Origin of the sequence: Pseudomonas syringae group sp. J309-1, from assembly GCF_032582135.1 — a bacterium.
Lineage (GTDB): Bacteria > Pseudomonadota > Gammaproteobacteria > Pseudomonadales > Pseudomonadaceae > Aquipseudomonas > Aquipseudomonas quasicaspiana.
Genome location: NZ_JAWHNU010000063.1, coordinates 1 through 14,196 on the forward strand (window position 1 = coordinate 1; position 14,196 = coordinate 14,196).

The 14,196-nt window shown below is 57.4% G+C and carries 15 protein-coding genes; 3 read left to right on the forward strand and 12 right to left on the reverse strand.

Annotation, left to right across the window (positions count from 1 at the left end):
- From RX972_RS24775 to RX972_RS24785, 3 genes are all read right to left on the reverse strand, one after another.
- Positions 1–448, reverse strand: a 448-nt coding sequence (locus RX972_RS24775) for a hypothetical protein (RefSeq protein WP_316879420.1), incomplete at its 3' end; no start/stop codon positions are given.
- A 21-nt stretch (positions 449–469) separates the two neighbouring features.
- Positions 470–1,240 (reverse strand): 3-hydroxybutyrate dehydrogenase, encoded by a 771-nt coding sequence (locus tag RX972_RS24780; protein WP_316879421.1) that lies wholly within the window; start codon positions 1,238–1,240, stop codon positions 470–472.
- Positions 1,241–1,250: 10 nt separating this feature from the next.
- Complete coding sequence (locus RX972_RS24785; RefSeq protein WP_122704763.1) at positions 1,251–2,642, reverse strand: GntP family permease; 1,392 nt, start codon at positions 2,640–2,642, stop codon at positions 1,251–1,253.
- A gap of 114 nt (positions 2,643–2,756) precedes the next feature.
- On the opposite strand from RX972_RS24785, the gene RX972_RS24790 reads away from it, so the two are divergent.
- Positions 2,757–2,954, forward strand: a complete 198-nt coding sequence (locus RX972_RS24790; RefSeq protein WP_316879423.1) for a hypothetical protein — start codon at positions 2,757–2,759, stop codon at positions 2,952–2,954.
- 224 nt (positions 2,955–3,178) lie between these two features.
- Here RX972_RS24790 and RX972_RS24795 read toward each other — a convergent pair whose 3' ends face one another.
- The 9 genes from RX972_RS24795 to RX972_RS24835 all read right to left on the reverse strand — a co-directional run bounded on the left by RX972_RS24795 (position 3,179) and on the right by RX972_RS24835 (position 12,917).
- Entirely contained in the window at positions 3,179–4,594 is a 1,416-nt protein-coding gene (locus RX972_RS24795) for a sigma-54 interaction domain-containing protein (RefSeq protein ID WP_099271252.1), read from the reverse strand.
- 53 nt (positions 4,595–4,647) lie between these two features.
- Positions 4,648–6,231, reverse strand: coding sequence for an ABC transporter ATP-binding protein (locus RX972_RS24800; RefSeq protein ID WP_316879468.1), 1,584 nt, complete (start codon positions 6,229–6,231; stop codon positions 4,648–4,650).
- 1 nt (position 6,232) lies between these two features.
- Positions 6,233–7,255: an ABC transporter permease gene (locus RX972_RS24805; protein WP_099271254.1), complete on the reverse strand. Its 1,023-nt coding sequence runs from the start codon at positions 7,253–7,255 to the stop codon at positions 6,233–6,235.
- A complete protein-coding gene (locus tag RX972_RS24810; protein ID WP_122397067.1) occupies positions 7,255–8,325 on the reverse strand; it encodes a microcin C ABC transporter permease YejB in 1,071 nt (356 codons plus the stop codon). Before RX972_RS24810 ends, RX972_RS24805 begins: the two co-directional genes overlap by 1 nt.
- Positions 8,326–10,194 (reverse strand): extracellular solute-binding protein, encoded by a 1,869-nt coding sequence (locus tag RX972_RS24815; protein WP_316879430.1) that lies wholly within the window; start codon positions 10,192–10,194, stop codon positions 8,326–8,328.
- 301 nt (positions 10,195–10,495) lie between these two features.
- Positions 10,496–10,777 (reverse strand): peptidylprolyl isomerase, encoded by a 282-nt coding sequence (locus RX972_RS24820; RefSeq protein WP_027898593.1) that lies wholly within the window; start codon positions 10,775–10,777, stop codon positions 10,496–10,498.
- A gap of 125 nt (positions 10,778–10,902) precedes the next feature.
- On the reverse strand, positions 10,903–11,985 hold the full coding sequence (locus RX972_RS24825) for a 3-deoxy-7-phosphoheptulonate synthase (RefSeq protein ID WP_316879438.1): 1,083 nt from the start codon (positions 11,983–11,985) through the stop codon (positions 10,903–10,905).
- A 318-nt stretch (positions 11,986–12,303) separates the two neighbouring features.
- Positions 12,304–12,447, reverse strand: coding sequence for a hypothetical protein (locus RX972_RS24830; RefSeq protein WP_231677614.1), 144 nt, complete (start codon positions 12,445–12,447; stop codon positions 12,304–12,306).
- Between the two features lie 236 nt (positions 12,448–12,683).
- Entirely contained in the window at positions 12,684–12,917 is a 234-nt protein-coding gene (locus RX972_RS24835) for a DNA-binding protein (protein WP_027898591.1), read from the reverse strand.
- A gap of 81 nt (positions 12,918–12,998) precedes the next feature.
- Here RX972_RS24835 and RX972_RS24840 point away from each other — a divergent pair, with 81 nt between their 5' ends.
- Positions 12,999–13,352, forward strand: coding sequence for a helix-turn-helix domain-containing protein (locus tag RX972_RS24840; protein WP_027898590.1), 354 nt, complete (start codon positions 12,999–13,001; stop codon positions 13,350–13,352).
- 198 nt (positions 13,353–13,550) lie between these two features.
- Entirely contained in the window at positions 13,551–14,195 is a 645-nt protein-coding gene (uvrY, locus tag RX972_RS24845; protein ID WP_027898589.1) for a UvrY/SirA/GacA family response regulator transcription factor, read from the forward strand.
- The last annotated feature ends 1 nt before the right edge of the window (position 14,196 follow it).

Genomic DNA, 14,196 nt, shown 5'->3' on the forward strand with positions numbered 1-14,196 from the left:
TCCTTGGGGAGCCGGGCTGGACCGCGATGCAGACTCCGCGATTTTGCAGTTGAACCGAGTTGCCTTTATCGCGGGCAAGCCCAGCTCCCACAGGGTTGTGTGCTGGCAGCGAGATAGCTTGTCTGAAGTCAGCTGTCGCGGCCAGCGTTGCTTTGACAGGCGAGCGCTTTCTCCTGTGGGAGCCGGGCTTGCCCGCGATACAGACGCCGCGATTTTGCAGTGGAACCGAGTTGCCTTTATCGCAGGCAAGCCCAGCTCCCACAGGGTTGTGTGCTGGCAGCGCGATAGCTTCTCTGAAGTCAACTGTCGCGGCCAGCGTTGCTTTGACAGGCGATCGTTTTCTCCTGTGGGAGCCGGGCTTGCCCGCGATGCAGACGCCGCGATTTTGCAGTGGAACCGAGTTGCCTTTATCGCGGGCAAGCACCGCTCCCACAGAACTGCATTTCAAGTTTTGAGTGGCCTGATTACCTCACCGCGCCAGCCACCCGCCATCCACATTCCAGGCCGCGCCGCGGACCTGGCTGCCGGCCTCGCTGGACAGGAACAGCACCAGTTCGCCCAGCTGTGACGGTGTGACGAACTCCAGCGACGGCTGTTTCTCGGCCAGCAGGTCATGTTTGGCCTGATCCGCATCGCCACTGGCCGCTGCCCGGTCATCAATCTGCTGTTGCACCAATGGCGTCAGCACCCAGCCGGGGCAAATCGCATTGCAGGTGACATTCGTCGTGGCGGTTTCCAGGCCGACGACTTTGGTCAGGCCAATCACCCCGTGCTTGGCCGCCACGTAGGCCGCTTTACCGGTGGACCCCACCAGACCATGCACCGAAGCAATGTTAATGATTCGTCCCCAGTTTTTATTGCGCATGCCCGGCAGGCATAGGCGCGTGCTGTGAAAGACCGAGGACAGGTTGATCGCAATGATCGAATCCCAGCGCCCAACGGGGAAGTCTTCGACAGCATCAACGTGCTGAATGCCCGCGTTATTGACCAGAATGTCGACCCCGCCAAACTCGCGCTCGGCGTAATCGATCATCTGCGCGATCTGCTCGGGTTTGCTGACGTCGGCGGGATGATGACCCACCTTGCTGCCGAACTTCGCAACTTCGGCAATGACTGCCGATGCATCGCCGAAACCATTGAGGATCAAGTCAGCGCCAGCCCTGGCAAGCGACAGAGCGATGCCCAGCCCGATGCCGCTGGTGGAACCGGTTACCAGTGCCGTTTTACCTTTAAGACTCATACGTTGCGCCTCACACAATGCCAGTAGCGTAAAAAGTGCCGATCACCACAAACACCGCCAGTGTCTTGATGATGGTGATACCGAAAATATCTTTGTAAGCCTCGCGATGGGTCAATCCGGTGACCGCCAGCAAGGTAATCACCGCGCCGTTATGCGGCAGCGTGTCCATGCCGCCGCTGGCCATGGCCGCGACCCGATGCAGCACCTCCAACGGGATATTGGCGGCATGAGCTGCATTGATGAAAGTTTCCGACATGGCCGCCAGTGCGATGCTCATGCCGCCTGACGCCGAACCGGTGATCCCGGCCAGCAACGTCACGGTGATGGCTTCGTTGACCAGCGGATCTGGAATGCCTTTGAGCCAGTCAGCCAGCACCAGAAAGCCTGGCAGGGAGGCGATGACTGCGCCAAAGCCATATTCCGAAGCGGTATTCATTGCGGCCAGTAACGCGCCGTTCACCGCGCTTTTGCTGCCTTCGGCAAGACGGCTGCGAATGGCTGTGAAGCCGAACGCGAGCACCATCAGGATCCCGATCAGCAAAGCGGCCTCGACTGCCCAGATGGCGGTGAGCTTGGCAATCTCGGTCTGGACCGGTGTCGCCATGCCCGGCAGGGCGAGGGTATGCGTCTTGCCGTACCACTGAGGGATCCACCAGGTGAACAGCAGGTTCATCACGCCAACCAGCAGCAAGGGCGAAATCGCGATCCACGGATTCGGCAGCTTGATGTCTTCCGGCGTATCCGGTTCGTTGCGCAGCTCAGTGCCGTAACCTTCACCGGCGCGCTGGGCTCTATTGCGCTGGCGTTGCAGGTAAAGCATGCCAGCACAGAACACGAAAATAGTGCCGATCACACCCAGCCACGGCGCGGCCCAAGCCGTTGTATTGAAGAACGTGGTGGGGATGATGTTCTGGATCTGCGGGGTGCCGGGCAGGGCGTCCATGGTGAACGAAAACGCACCGAGTGCGATGGTTGCCGGTATCAAACGCTTGGGGATGTCGCTCTGGCGGAACATCTCAGCGGCAAATGGATAGACTGCGAATACCACGACGAACAGCGAAACGCCGCCGTAAGTGAGCAGGGCGCAGACCAGTACGATGACCAGCATGGCTTGGCGGGTACCCAGCACGCCGATGGCTGCCGCGACGATAGCCCGGGAAAATCCGGACAACTCGATCAGCTTGCCAAACACGGCACCCAGCAGAAACACCGGAAAGTACAGCTTGATAAAGCCGACCATCTTGTCCATGAACACCCCGGTAAAGGCCGGGGCGACGGCGGACGGATCTGTCAGAAGTACTGCGCCAAGGGCGGCTATGGGGGCAAAGAGGATAACGCTGTAACCGCGATAGGCAGCAAGCATCAACAGCCCGAGGGCTGCCAGGGCGATGATTACACTCATTGAGTGTCTCCTGGCCTTGGAATCCGGCGAACTCAGAGGCTGCCGATAGCGCTCTGCATGGCTCGGTGGATCCCGTCGGCATATTGTTATTGTTTTCGGCTGCGGGAGTGCCGCTTGAGTGCTTTAGCGGAAATCGTGCCAGCTCTTCAAGGCATTGATTTTAATGGTCTTTATGTGAATCAGTTGAGGCGACGATTAGGTTCCGTCTCCGAATCGAGACTTTTTATTTTCTTCTGGCAACATTCGATCTATGTAGTAGCTGCCGAAGGCCGCAATCGCAGCCTTCGGCAGCTACTACAAAAGCCTTGGTGAAAAGATCTGTAGGAGCGCGCTTGCCCGCGATAGCGTCAGCACAGCCGATAAATTTTTCACTGATAGACCGGATCGCGGGCAAGCGCGCTCCTACAGCTAAAAAAGCACTCCAAATCAGGTGGTTGAATATTGCTGGGAGGGAGACACAGAACTCATGTGAGAACTAGACTGCCCATGGAGATTGCAGGCAACCAGGCCATCTCCTTTCAGAGACACAAGTCTCTCTATTGAGACTCGGCAATCCCCAGCGCGGCCATTTTCTTGTAGAGCGTCGAGCGGCCGAGTCCCAGTTGACTCGCGGCTTCCACGACATTCCCTGCGCATTGCACCAGTGCCTGCTCAATCAACTGCCGATCAAAGCGTTGTCGGGCCTGGCTGAAGGTTTCGAAGCACGCAGGATCAGACGATTCACTGGCCAGGCTATTGACCGGGACCAGGCTGCCGATCGAGGCTCTTATCTCTTTAGCATTGAGCACGAGGTCATCACTGAGCAAGGCTGCACGCTCCAGAACGTTACGCAGCTCGCGAATATTGCCCGGCCACGCATGCTGGGCGAGCAGCGCCTGTGCGCCCGGTTCGAGTTCGTGCTGGCTGCGCAGCTCTTCGAGGATCGATTCGCTGAGAGCAGGCAGGTCATCCAGCCGATCGCGCAACGGCGGCACCTGAATGGGCAAAACGCTCAAGCGGTAATAAAGGTCCGCGCGAAACTGGCCGCGTTTGATGGCTGCTTCAAGGTCAGTGGAAGTTGCAGCAATCAGGCGGATATCGCTCTTGTGCACTTGATTGGAGCCGACAGGCTCGTACTCTTTTTCCTGCAGGACGCGCAGCAGTTTGCTTTGCAAGGGCAGTGGCATATCGCCGATTTCATCGAGAAACAACGTGCCACCCTGGGCGATCTGCAGTTTGCCCGGTCGCCCTTTGCGGTCAGCGCCGGTGAAGGCACCCGGCGCAGTGCCGAAAAACTCCGCTTCCAGCAATGTTTCCGGAATGGCCGCGCTGTTGATGCTGACAAATGCTTTGTGTGCCCGTGGTGACGCGTTGTGAATCGCGTGGGCCAGCAGTTCCTTGCCGGTGCCCGTTTCACCCAGCAGCAGAACAGGGGATTCAGCACTGGCGCTGCGTCGCGCCCGGCGTTTGACTTCCAGGCTGGCCGCGCTGGTGCCAATGAAATGCGCAAAACTGTATTTGGCCTGACGGGCACGCAACAAGGAACGGGTAGAGGCCAGTTCCTCTTGCATGCTCAGGTAACGCTTGAGTAGCGGCGAAAGCGCCTGAAGCTCATCAAACAGAGCGAAACCAATGGCCCCGATCAAATCACCGGTGTCATCGTGAATCGGCAAGCGCATGACCACCAGCGGGTCCTTGGCGGTATCCATCATGTCCAACAGAATCGGCCGTCCATTAGTGGCGACCTGGCGCAGCAGACTCCCGGGGATGACCTTTTCGCAGGGTTGGCCCAGCGCCAGACTGGAGTCCTGCAGCCCGAAGCGGCGGGCATAACGTTCGTTGATCCAGACAATCTTTGCGTCTTTGTCGACAATCACGGTGCCCTCGCTCGACTGCTCGATGATTTCGAACAGCGAGCGAATCGCCAATTGGCGAACCCTGCGGTAATCGTTGAGGCTATGGCTCTCTTTCATGGGGTGTTCCGTTGTGCGTCACCGGCGTCTGGCCGTACAGAATGCCCTTTTTTTCAACTGAATCCAGGGTGTGCCGCCGCCAGCAATTCCTGGGTGTAAGGATGCTGGGGGGCGTCGAACAGATCGTGACTGGCGCCACGTTCGACAACCTTGCCGTCTTTGACCACGATCACGTCGTGGGCCAGTGCTTTGACTACGGCCAGATCGTGACTGATGAACAAATACGTGAGTCCGTGCTTCTCCTGCAACTGACGCAGCAAGGCCACGACTTGTTTCTGCACCGTTCGGTCAAGCGCCGAGGTCGGTTCATCCAGCAGGATCAATGCCGGTCTGAGGACCAGAGCCCTTGCGATGGCAATCCTTTGGCGCTGGCCGCCGGAAAACTCATGGGGGTATCGATGCCTGCTTTGCGGGTCGATACCGACTTCTTCCAGCACGCGAATGACTTCGACCTCACATTGCGTCGCGTCCATCTCGCTATGAACTTCAAGCCCTTCGCTGATGATTTGCGCCACGGACATACGCGGGCTGAGGCTGCCATAAGGGTCCTGGAAAACCACTTGCATCTGCTTGCGCCAGGGACGCATTTGCTTCTGATTCAGGTCGTTCAGGCTTTGCCCCTGAAAACGGATACTGCCACGCGATTCAAGCAGGCGCAGGATTGCCTGACCAAGTGTCGATTTTCCCGAGCCTGACTCCCCCACGATGCCGAGGGTTTTACCGCGCTCGATGCTCAGGCTGATGTCATCCACCGCCTTGAGGTATTCCTTGTGTTGACGGAAGATCCCGCCGCCCAGCGAGAACCACACACGCAGGTTCTCCACCTCCAGCACTTTCTCCCGACTGTCCCGGGGCAGCGGTTCACCCGCTGGCTCTGCGTCGAGCAGCAGTTTGCTGTAGGGGTGCTGTGGCTGTTTGAACAATGAGTGGCAATTGGATTGCTCGACGATTTCCCCGGCGCGCATCACGCAGACTCGCTGAGCAATGCTGTGCACCAGATTCAGGTCATGGCTGATCAGTAGCAGCGACATGTTCAAGCGCTGTTGCAGTTCTTTGAGCAGCAGCAGGATCTTGCGCTGCACCGTCACATCCAGGGCCGTGGTCGGCTCGTCGGCGATCAGCAATTCCGGCTCGCAGGCCAGCGCCATGGCAATCATCACCCGTTGACGCTGACCACCCGACAGCTCGTGGGGATAGGCTTTGAGACGTTTATCCGGTTGCTGGATACCCACCAGTTCGAGCAGTTCAACAATGCGTTTTTGCGCGGCCCGGCCTGTCAGGCCCTTGTGCAGCAGAAGGGTCTCACCGATTTGTTTGGAGACCGTGTGCAGCGGGTTCAGCGAGGTCATCGGCTCCTGGAAAATCATCCCGATCTGATGACCCCGCAAGCGGCGCAAAGTGCGGCTGTCTGCGCCAAGCAACTGCTGGTCCCGATAGAGAATGCTGCCGGTGCTGACTGTGCCTTTGGTGGGTAGCAATTGCAGGATCGAATGGGCGGTAACTGACTTGCCGGAACCGGATTCACCCACCAGCGCCAGGCATTCACCGGCGCGGATATCCAGGCTCAGGTTCTTGACCACCGTTTGCCCGCTGAAGGCGACACTGAGGTCACGGATTTCAATCAGGTTGTCCGACATATCAAGACCTCGGGTCGAAGGCATCACGCAGCGCCTCGCCAATGAACACCAGCAGTGACAGGATCAGCGCCAGGGTGAAGAAAGCGGTCAGCCCCAGCCAGGGTGCTTGCAGGTTCTGTTTGCCCTGCGCGATCAATTCCCCCAGCGACGCGCTGCCAGCGGGCATGCCGAAGCCCAGAAAATCCAGCGCGGTCAGGGTGGAAATCGCACCGGTAAGGATAAACGGCAGGTAACTCAGGGTCGCATTCATCGCGTTGGGCAGGATATGCCGGGTGATGATCTTGCGGTCGCTCATGCCCAGTGCGCGAGCCGCCTTGACGTACTCAAGGTTGCGGCCGCGTAGAAACTCGGCGCGCACCACATCCACCAGGGCGAGCCATGAAAACAGCGCCATGATCCCCAGCAACCACCAGAAATTGGGTTCGACGAAGCCGGACAAAATGATCAGCAGATAAAGCACCGGCAACCCTGACCAGACTTCCAGCAAGCGCTGACCGATCAGGTCGACCCAGCCGCCGTAATAGCCTTGCAGCGCACCCGCTGCGATACCAATCAGGGCACTGATAGTCGTCAATACCAGTGCGAAGAGAATCGACACTCGGGCACCGAATATCACCCGGGCCAGCACGTCTCGCGCCTGATCGTCAGTGCCCAGCCAGTTTTGCGCTGTCGGCGGGCTGGGGGCAGGGCGATTGAGGTCGTAATTTGGGGTGTTATCGCTGAACGGAATGGGCGGAAACAGCATCCAGCCATCACCTTTTTTGATCAGATCCCGAACGTAATCACTGCGATAGTCCGGCTGAAACGGCAATTGGCCGCCGAACTCTTGCTCGGTGTAACGCTTGAGTGCCGGGAAATACAGCGAGTTCTGATAACTGAGGACCAGTGGCTTGTCATTGGCGATCAACTCGCCACCCAGCGTCAGCAGGAACAGACCACAGAACAGCCAGAGTGACCACCAGCCTCGGCGATTCTTGCGAAAGCGGTCGAGCCGTCGTTGGGCCAGTGGAGAAAGTCTGCTCATCAGGCATTCCTCGCGCTGAAGTCGATTCGCGGATCGACCAGGGTGTAGCAGATATCTCCGACCAGTTTTATCAGCAAGCCAAACAGGGTGAAGATGAACAGCGAGCCGAATACCACGGGATAGTCCCGTGAAACCGCAGCTTCATAGCTCATGCGGCCCAGACCATCGAGGGAGAAAATGACTTCGATGAGCAGCGATCCTGCAAAAAATACGCTGATGAATGCCTGCGGAATACCCGCTACCACCAGCAGCATGGCGTTGCGAAACACATGGCCGTACAGCACGCGGCGCTCGCTCAAGCCTTTGGCCCTGGCCGTCACTACGTATTGGCGGGTGATTTCATTCAGAAACGAGTTCTTGGTCAGAATCGTCAGCGTGGCGAAACCACCAATGACCAGTGATGAAACCGGCAGCACCAGATGCCAGAAGTAGTCCGCAATCTTGCCCACCGTGCTCATCTGCTCGAAGTCTTCGGACACCAGCCCGCGTACCGGGAACCAGTTGAGTGACGTGCCCCCGGCAAAGAGCACCACCAGCAGCATCGCAAACAGAAACGCTGGCATTGCGTAGCCAATGATGATGGCGGTGCTGCTCCAGATATCGAACTGACTGCCATGTCTGACTGCCTTGCGAATGCCCAGAGGGATCGAAACCAGATACGTGATCAGCGTTGCCCAGAGCCCCAGAGAAATGGACACCGGCATCTTTTGCAGAATCAGGTCCGTGACCGTAGCGCCCCGGAAGAAGCTGTTACCGAAATCCAGCCGCGCATAGCTTTTCAGCATCAGCCACAGGCGCTCGTGGAGGGGCTTGTCGAAACCATATTGGTGTTCGATGTCTTTGATCAGTTTGGGATCGAGGCCGCGAGACGCACGTGACGGGTTGGCATTGATTGACTCGCTCGCTGCGCCGCCAGCACTGGAACTGGCACCGCCGATACCTTGCAAGCGGGCAATGGCCTGCTCAACCGGGCCACCGGGCGCCGCCTGAACAATAAAGAAGTTGACCAGCAAAATGCACAACAGCGTAGGAATGATCAGCAATAGACGTCGCAATAAATAGCCGAGCATTCACTTCATCTCCGAGGCGACGGCGGAAGCGCCGCGTTTTTCAGCGAACTGCTCGTTGGTCAGCGGAACAGGGCTGACCTCCCACCAGGTTTCAATCGCCTCCCCATTACTGGCCTGTACTTTCGGAATGCCGAAACGATTCCACCACAGCGTCGATGCACCCGGCGGGTAATAGTTGGGAATCCAGTAATAGCCCCATTGCAGCACCCGATCCAGGCAACGGGCGTAATCCACCATGGTAGATTTCTGATCGGCGCTAACCAGTCCGGCGATCAGGGTGTCCACGGCAGGGTCCTGCAGCACCATGTAGTTACTGGAGCCGGGGTCGCGGGCGCCTTTGGAGCCGAAACTGTTATACAGCTCCATACCGGGCGAGGTTGAAACCGGGTAACCGGTCACGATCATGTCGTAATCACGGGCCATGACCCGGTTCAGAAACTGCGCCGAGTCAATGCGGCGGATCTCGAAGTCGATACCAATTTGCGCCAGCGTGCGCTTGTACGGCAGCAATATTTTTTCAAACCCGGCCTGGCCGTTGAGAAAGGTAAAGGTAAACTGCTCGCCTTGGGCGTTGACCAGATGATCGCCTTTGGGCGTCCAGCCAGCGTCTTCCATCAGCTTCAGTGCCTCAAGCTGCTTGTCCCGTATGTATCCCGTGCCATCTGTTTTCGGGGTGTGGAATACCTTGTTGAAAACTTCCGGCGGCACGTTGGCACGCAAAGGCTCAAGAATTTTCAGTTCGGCTGGAGTCGGCAGCTCAGTGGCGGCCAGGGACGAGTTGGAAAAGTAGCTGTTCTGGCGGATGTACATGTTGCGCATCATCTGCCGGTTGGTCCATTCGAAGTCCCAGAGCATCGATAGCGCCTGACGCACCCGGCGATCCTGAAAAATGGGGCGATCCAGGTTGAAGACAAAACCTTGAGAACTCTGCACGGCGCCTTTGGCCAGATGGGCCTTTTGCAGGCGGCCGTCGGTCAGCGCCGGGCTGTCGTAGAGAATCGAATAGGCCGTGGCGGAGTACTCGCGGTTGTAGTCGTAAGCGCCGCCCTTGAGGACTTGCCGGGCCACGTCAATGTCGCCGAAGTACTCGACGCTGAAGGTGTCGAAGTTATAGGAACCGCGGTTTACCGGCAGATCCCTGGCCCACCAGTCCGGGTCACGGGCGAAGGTGATGCTGCGTCCTGGGTCCACCTTGGCGACTTTGTAGGGGCCGCTGCCCACCGGAATCTCAAAGCCGCCACCGCCAGCGAAGTCGCGACTCTTCCACCAGTGTTCCGGAAAAACCGGAAGAGAAGTGAGGTCCAGCGGCAACGTTCGACTTTCACTGGACTTGAAGTCAAAGCGGATCCGGGTTGGGGATTCAACCTCAACGCCTTTGACGTCCTGAAATTGTGTCCGGTATGACAGGCTGCCCTGCGTCATCAGCAGGTCGTAGGTGTAGCGCACGTCCTCTGCCGTAATAGGCACGCCGTCTGCGAAGCGGGCTTTCGGATTGATATAGAAGCGCAACGACAGGCCATCATCGCTGCGCTCGATGCGCTCAGCCACCAGACCATAAACGGTGTAAGGCTCGTCCAGCGATCGTACAGCCAGAGGTGAATAGAGCATGCCATTGATTTGCGATACGCCGGTGCCTTTGTCGAGATAGGGCATCAGGTGGTCGAACTGGCCAATTTCCTGAGCCGAGCGACGCATGCTGCCGCCTTTTGGCGCGTCCGGGTTTACGTAGTCGAAATGCTTGAAATCCGCAGGGTAGCGAGGCGCTTCGCCATAAACCGTCAGAGCGTGTTGCGGCGCAGCGGACAATAGTTGAGGGCCAGAGAGCAGGGCCAGCAGTGCCACGATCAGCGATGAAGAAACAAAACGCATTACTGGGATCCTGACTGACGTCGGCGGGCGAACATCAGGGTTAAGGGTGGCGATGATTAAAGTCATACGACAGGCACGGTCAGGCAACGTTCTTGACCGGTCAATGCAGGCTTCAACAAGGTACCGGAACCCGGGCTGGTTTGTAACTGGATGATGCGCGGTGCAAGTAGGGGTTATGCGCTAAACCCCAGCCTCGCGGGGCTCGTGCGCTCCTACAGGGAGGCATGGCGGTTTCTCTAGCGCCATAAACACAAACGGCCCGCCTTGAGGCGAGCCGTTTGTGAGCATCAGCAGCGAGGAATCAATCCTGGCGGCTGGTCACTTCCAGCAGGTGGTAACCGAACTGGGTTTTCACCGGGCCTTGCACGACGTTAACGGGCGCGCTGAACACGACAGTGTCGAATTCCTTGACCATCTGGCCTGGGCCGAAAGAACCCAGATCACCGCCTTGGCGGCTGGAAGGGCAGCTGGAGTTGGATTTGGCGACTTCCGCAAAATCAGCACCGCCTTCGATCTGCGCTTTGAGCTCGTTGCATTTCTCTTCGCTGGATACAAGGATGTGGCGGGCAGTGGCTTTAGCCATGGGGAATTACTCCTGTGAAAAAAAAGAAAGAGCCTACCGGATTAAGGAAGGCATTTCTCGATAAAGTTCAGAGCATTAACCATCAAGCGAGTTGAGCGGCGTTGTCCGCCGCTCTTTTTCGCTTGTTACCTGTAACGCAGTTTGCGGACGGCTTCGCGCAGCAGATGCTCTGTGGCGTCCCAACCCAGACACCCGTCGGTAACCGAGACACCGTAACGCATCGAGCCGCTGAGCGGCTGGCAGCCTTCAAACAGATGACTTTCGATCATCATGCCAACCAGTGATGAGTCACCCTGCAAGCGCTGCGCGAGCACATCGTTGAATACTTCCGGCTGGCGCAACGGGTCTTTGCCACTGTTCGCGTGACTGCAGTCGACCATGATGCGTTCGGCAATTTTCTGTTTCGCGAGGCTCTCACGTACTTGCGCCACGCTACTACGATCGTAGTTAGGACCTTGGTGTCCACCGCGAAGTACGATGTGAGTGTCGGGGTTGCCCTGGGTTTCGATGATCGCCGGATGCCCTTGGCGATCCATGCCGAAGTGACGATGCCCATGAGCAGCCGAACGCATGGCGTCACAGGCAATGGCGACGCCGCCGTCAGTCCCGTTCTTGAAGCCCACTGGCATAGGCAGACCGCTGGCCATCTCCCGGTGGATCTGCGATTCAGTGGTGCGAGCACCAATGGCGACCCAACTGAGCAGGTCGTCAAAATAACCGGCTGCCATGGGTTGCAGGATCTCTGTCGCAACAGGCAGACCCAGGCGCAGCATCTCGCGCATCAGATGACGTGAGAGTGTGAGGCCTGCGGCCATGTCATCACTGCCGTCGAGTTGCGGATCATAAGCCAGGCCCTTCCAGCCAACCGTGGTGCGGGGCTTCTCTACGTAGGCGCGCATCACCAGCAGCATCTGATCGCTGACTTCACCGGCAAGGGCCGCCAGGCGTTCGGCGTATTCAATGGCTGATTGTGGATCATGGATGGAGCAGGGGCCTACCACCACCAGCAGGCGAGAGTCCTGGCCATTGAGGATGGCGCGAACGGCGCGGCGCTGTGCGGCAACCTGTTCAGTGAGGGCAAGATCCAGCGGCAACTGCGATTTCAGTTGCAGGGTACTTGGCAGGCGTTGCGGGGCGGGAATGCTGTCGAGCACGGTCAGGTTGCGGGACGACAGGTCAGACGGTTTTACGGCGATAGACGAATTCATGGTTCTGCTTCCTGGGCTGGCGGGTGCGGCCCGCTCGAGCCCTACTGGGGTGTTCGACAATTTGCCGGGTTGGCGTTCTGTAACGGGTTGCCACCTGTCAGTGACCGAACGGAGGCGGCTTGCTGTCCCGAACGGAGGCTGCTAAATCGCCAGGCAGTGCAAATGTCGGTGCGGTAATAAGTGCTGTAGGTCATGTCGTAATCCTCGATTCAATTAAATTTTCAGGGGCGCTAAAAAACAAAACCCCCGGTCGGGTAGCCGACCGGGGGTAGAGAATTCTCTGGTTGGCGTCCCCTTGATGTGGGCGCCGGATGGGTATCAGGCGCGCCAGTGGCTAAACCAATACCCAAAATAAGAAGTGTTTTGCGGAGCAACGTCTGCCGACTGACCACACACGGCCGCGCGCGCTTCCAGGCGATCAACGCTGGTCTGCAACAGTGGCTGTGAAGTGGATGGCAACATGATACGTCTCCGTTAAGTGCAGCGAGCTTACTTCAGCCGTGCTGAGCATTTCAATCAGAAATATCAATGGCAGGCATAGGCGGGCCAAGCAAAATCAGTCGAGTGGAATCGCGCTTTTTTCGTTCGACGAGTTCGAAACAAGATGTTTAAGGCGAGGGATGAATGGAGAAGGCTCCTACAGGCGACTGTCCATTAATCCCGTGTATTCCATCCGCAATTTCTCACCTGGAAGAATCTCAATCAGCTGCTGCTTCAACTTGACGTTGTGGCTCGGCGGGAATGATGCCGTCCTTCATGCCCAGTAAAACCGCCACTTTATGGGCCTCTCCGCGCCGACCTTTCTTGCGCCCAGCCAAAACCTGATAAGTGGTTGCCGGATCAATGCTGTGCTCGCGGGCAAACTCTTGAACAGATTTACCTTGATGTTCAAGCCATGCTTTGGCTTGTGCGGCGGTACGTATTCCGGGCATAGTTCAAAACCGTTCAAATCAGTTTAATTTAACTCGATTCTACCATTCGTAAGGATGGGGTCAACAGGATTACGCATTCAAATGAGTGGAATAGGTTCCCGACTGAGAAAAGAAAGAGAACGCCTGGGTTTATCTCAGCGTGCTTTTGGAGAAATCGGAGGCGTGGAGGCCAACGCTCAGGGCAAATATGAAAGTGGCGATCGTGCCCCCAAGGCCGATTACCTCGCAGCCATCGCCGCAAAGGGCGTGGATGTATTGTTTGTTCTGACCGGAAGCGCTACGCCTATCCTTGTCGAAAATCTAAGCAATGCTGAGGAGAAAGTTCTGGGTAGCTACCGTACCCTCACCAAGGAAGATCAGGATGCCATCAGGCGATTGACCATCACCATGGCTGAGCTGTCAGCTTCATATGCCATCCAGAGCAAGGCGCGTTAATCGCAGGGAAGGCTGAAACTCCACTGCGTTAACGATTAGCGGCGCAAATAATTTCATCATTTGAGGGCATCGGTGATAGCGTGTCCTCAGCGCCATATCAAAATCATTGTGGGCCAGACCTTGCTTGACGCTAGGTCTGGCCCTTTGTTTTTGCTATGGTGATCCGTATTCGTTATGACCGTTTTGCGAGGTGTCTGCTTGATTAAGGTGCTAGTTGTTGATGACCATGATCTTGTCCGGACAGGCATTACCCGCATGTTGGCTGATATAGACGGTCTTCAGGTGGTCGGCCAGGCAGACTCTGGTGAAGAATCGCTCAAGAAAGCGCGCGAGCTGAAGCCTGATGTGGTGCTCATGGACGTAAAGATGCCCGGCATCGGCGGCCTCGAAGCGACTCGCAAAATGTTGCGCAGCCATCCCGAAATCAAGGTTGTGGCAGTTACGGTCTGCGAGGAAGATCCTTTTCCAACGCGGCTGTTGCAGGCCGGTGCGGCGGGTTACATGACCAAAGGTGCTGGCTTGGCGGAAATGGTGCAGGCCATCCGTCTGGTCTTTGCCGGACAGCGTTACATCAGTCCGCAGATAGCCCAGCAACTGGCCCTCAAGTCGTTCCAGCCGCAAGTCAACAACTCGCCCTTCGATCTGCTTTCGGAGCGTGAGATCCAGATTGCCCTGATGATCGTTGGCTGCCAGAAAGTGCAGACCATCTCCGATAAACTGTGTCTGTCCCCGAAAACCGTAAATACCTACCGTTACCGTATCTTTGAGAAGCTGTCGATTGGCAGCGATGTCGAGCTGGCTTTGCTGGCGGTACGTCACGGCATGGTCGATGCCAGCGCCTGAA

What these genes read in the sequence shown, in the direction of transcription:
- RX972_RS24800 (WP_316879468.1), bottom strand. Translation starts at nt 6,231, where the DNA reads ATGTCGGACAACCTGATTGAAATCCGTGACCTCAGTGTCGCCTTCAGC.
- RX972_RS24835 (WP_027898591.1), bottom strand. Translation starts at nt 12,917, where the DNA reads ATGCCCGGAATACGTACCGCCGCACAAGCCAAAGCATGGCTTGAACAT.
- RX972_RS24785 (WP_122704763.1), bottom strand. Translation starts at nt 2,642, where the DNA reads ATGAGTGTAATCATCGCCCTGGCAGCCCTCGGGCTGTTGATGCTTGCT.
- RX972_RS24815 (WP_316879430.1), bottom strand. Translation starts at nt 10,194, where the DNA reads ATGCGTTTTGTTTCTTCATCGCTGATCGTGGCACTGCTGGCCCTGCTC.
- RX972_RS24840 (WP_027898590.1), top strand. Translation starts at nt 12,999, where the DNA reads ATGAGTGGAATAGGTTCCCGACTGAGAAAAGAAAGAGAACGCCTGGGT.
- RX972_RS24830 (WP_231677614.1), bottom strand. Translation starts at nt 12,447, where the DNA reads ATGTTGCCATCCACTTCACAGCCACTGTTGCAGACCAGCGTTGATCGC.
- RX972_RS24825 (WP_316879438.1), bottom strand. Translation starts at nt 11,985, where the DNA reads ATGAATTCGTCTATCGCCGTAAAACCGTCTGACCTGTCGTCCCGCAAC.
- RX972_RS24805 (WP_099271254.1), bottom strand. Translation starts at nt 7,255, where the DNA reads ATGAGCAGACTTTCTCCACTGGCCCAACGACGGCTCGACCGCTTTCGC.
- RX972_RS24810 (WP_122397067.1), bottom strand. Translation starts at nt 8,325, where the DNA reads ATGCTCGGCTATTTATTGCGACGTCTATTGCTGATCATTCCTACGCTG.
- RX972_RS24780 (WP_316879421.1), bottom strand. Translation starts at nt 1,240, where the DNA reads ATGAGTCTTAAAGGTAAAACGGCACTGGTAACCGGTTCCACCAGCGGC.
- RX972_RS24795 (WP_099271252.1), bottom strand. Translation starts at nt 4,594, where the DNA reads ATGAAAGAGAGCCATAGCCTCAACGATTACCGCAGGGTTCGCCAATTG.
- RX972_RS24820 (WP_027898593.1), bottom strand. Translation starts at nt 10,777, where the DNA reads ATGGCTAAAGCCACTGCCCGCCACATCCTTGTATCCAGCGAAGAGAAA.